Here is a 2180-nt window from a genome sequence, read left to right on the forward strand (position 1 = left end):
TCACCGTCTGGGGCATCCGCGACAGCGACTCCTGGCGCACCGGAGAAAACCCCCTGCTGTTCGACGGCAACGGCAACAAGAAGGCCGCCTACAACTCCGTCCTGGACGCCCTCAACGCCGGCGGCACCACCCCACCCACCGGCCAACCCACCACGCCCCCGCCGAGCGGTGGTGGCCAGCAGGTCGTGGGTGGACAGTCCGGCCGCTGCGTGGACGTGCCGAACTCCTCGACGACCAACGGCACCCAGGTGCAGCTCTGGGACTGCTCCGGCCAGGCCAACCAGTCCTGGACGTACACGTCCGGCCGGCAGTTCCAGGTGTTCGGCAGCAAGTGTCTGGACGCGAGCGGTGGCGGTACGGCCAACGGCACGCAGGTGATCATCTGGGACTGCAACGGCCAGGCGAACCAGCAGTGGAACGTCAACGCGAACGGCACCATCACCGGCGCACAGTCCGGGCTGTGCCTGGACGCCAACGGTGCCGGTACGGCCAACGGCACCAAGCTGATTCTGTGGTCCTGCAACGGGCAGGCCAACCAGCAGTGGACGCGACGGTAGACGGGACGCCGGGCGAACCAGTCGGCCCGGCCGGTCAGCCGACCGGCCGGGCCGGAACCGCAGGTCAGATCGGACCCGTGGCGGAGGCCGCCACGATCGGAGGGAGAACGACCATGAGACATCCCGGTCCCTATCGCCGGTGGGGGGTGGCCCTGGCCGCAGGGCTGCTGGTCACCGGCGCGGCCGTCGGGCTGCGGGCCCCGGCCGGGCAGGCCCTGGAGAACGGGGTGGCCCGCACCCCACCGATGGGCTGGAACACCTGGAACACGTTCGGCTGCAACATCAACGAGACCTTGATCCGGCAGACCGCCGACGCCATCGTCAGCAGCGGGATGCGGGACGCCGGCTACCAGTACGTCGTGGTCGACGACTGCTGGTTCAACCCCAACCGGGACTCGGCCGGCAACCTGCAGGGCGACCCGAGCCGCTTCCCCAGCGGCATGAAGGCGCTCGGGGACTACCTGCACGGTAAGGGTCTGAAGTTCGGCCTCTACCAGGTGCCGGTGGACAAGACCTGCGCCCAGTACTTCAACAGCTATCCGGGTGCGACCGGAAGCCAGGGGCACGAGGCCCAGGACGCGCGCCAGTTCGCCGCCTGGGGCGTCGACTATCTCAAGTACGACTGGTGCTCGCCCAACGGGTCGATCAACGACCAGGTGACCACCTTCGCCAAGATGCGCGACGCGCTGGCCGCCACCGGTCGTCAGATCGTGTACAGCATCAATCCGAACAGCATCCACTCCAAGACCGGTCCGCAGCGCAACTGGGGCGACGTCGCCAACATGTGGCGGACCACCGAGGACATCACCAACACCTGGGACAGCGGCCAGACCAACGGCTACCCGATGGGCATCCAGAACATCATCAACGTCACCGTGCCGTTGGCGTCGTACGCGGCTCCGGGCCGGTTCAACGACATGGACATGATGGAGGTCGGCCGGGGCGGCATGACCGACACCGAGATGCGCAGCCACTTCGCGATGTGGGCGGTGCTGGCCTCGCCCCTGATCGCCGGCAACGACGTGCGGTCGATGTCGGCGGCGACGAAGACCATCCTCACCAACCGGGATTTGATCGCCATCAGCCAGGACACCCTGGGCCTGCAGGCCAGCCAGGTCTCGTTCGACGGCACCCGCCGGGTGCTGGCCAAGAAGCTGGCCAACGGCGACGTCGCGGTCGCCCTGTTCAACCAGGGCAGTGGCGCGACGACGATCTCGACCACGGCCGCCGCGGTCGGTAAGACCGGCTCCTCGTTCACCCTGCTCGACGCCTGGACCGGAACCACCAGCCCGAGCAACGGCACCATCTCGGCCAACGTCCCGGGCCACGGCACGGTGGTCTACCGGGTCAGCGACGGTACCGGCACGCCGCCCACCACGGCCCCGCCGACCACGGCTCCGCCCACCACGGCTCCGCCGACGACGGCTCCGCCGACGACTCCGCCGGCGTCGGGTGCGTGTCGGGTGACCGCGACGGTGAACGCGTGGAACTCGGGTCTGACCGAGAGTGTGACGATCACCAACACGGGTGGTTCGGCGGTCAACGGGTGGTCGTTGGTGTTCACTCTGCCGTCCGGGCAGACGGTCACCAGTGCCTGGAACGCGACCATCAGTCCGTCCAGCG

Annotated in this window: 2 protein-coding genes; both read left to right on the top strand. The window is 68.7% G+C overall.

The window, feature by feature from the left end; all coding sequences use genetic code 11:
* A partial coding sequence (locus ACFOX0_RS33995; RefSeq protein WP_377553765.1) for an RICIN domain-containing protein occupies positions 1-557 on the top strand: 557 nt, incomplete at its 5' end.
* Between the two features lie 113 nt (positions 558-670).
* On the top strand, positions 671-2180 hold a 1510-nt coding region (locus ACFOX0_RS34000), incomplete at its 3' end, for a cellulose binding domain-containing protein (RefSeq protein ID WP_377553767.1).

The organism is Micromonospora zhanjiangensis (assembly GCF_042650605.1).
Taxonomy (GTDB): Bacteria; Actinomycetota; Actinomycetes; order Mycobacteriales; family Micromonosporaceae; genus Micromonospora_J; species Micromonospora_J zhanjiangensis.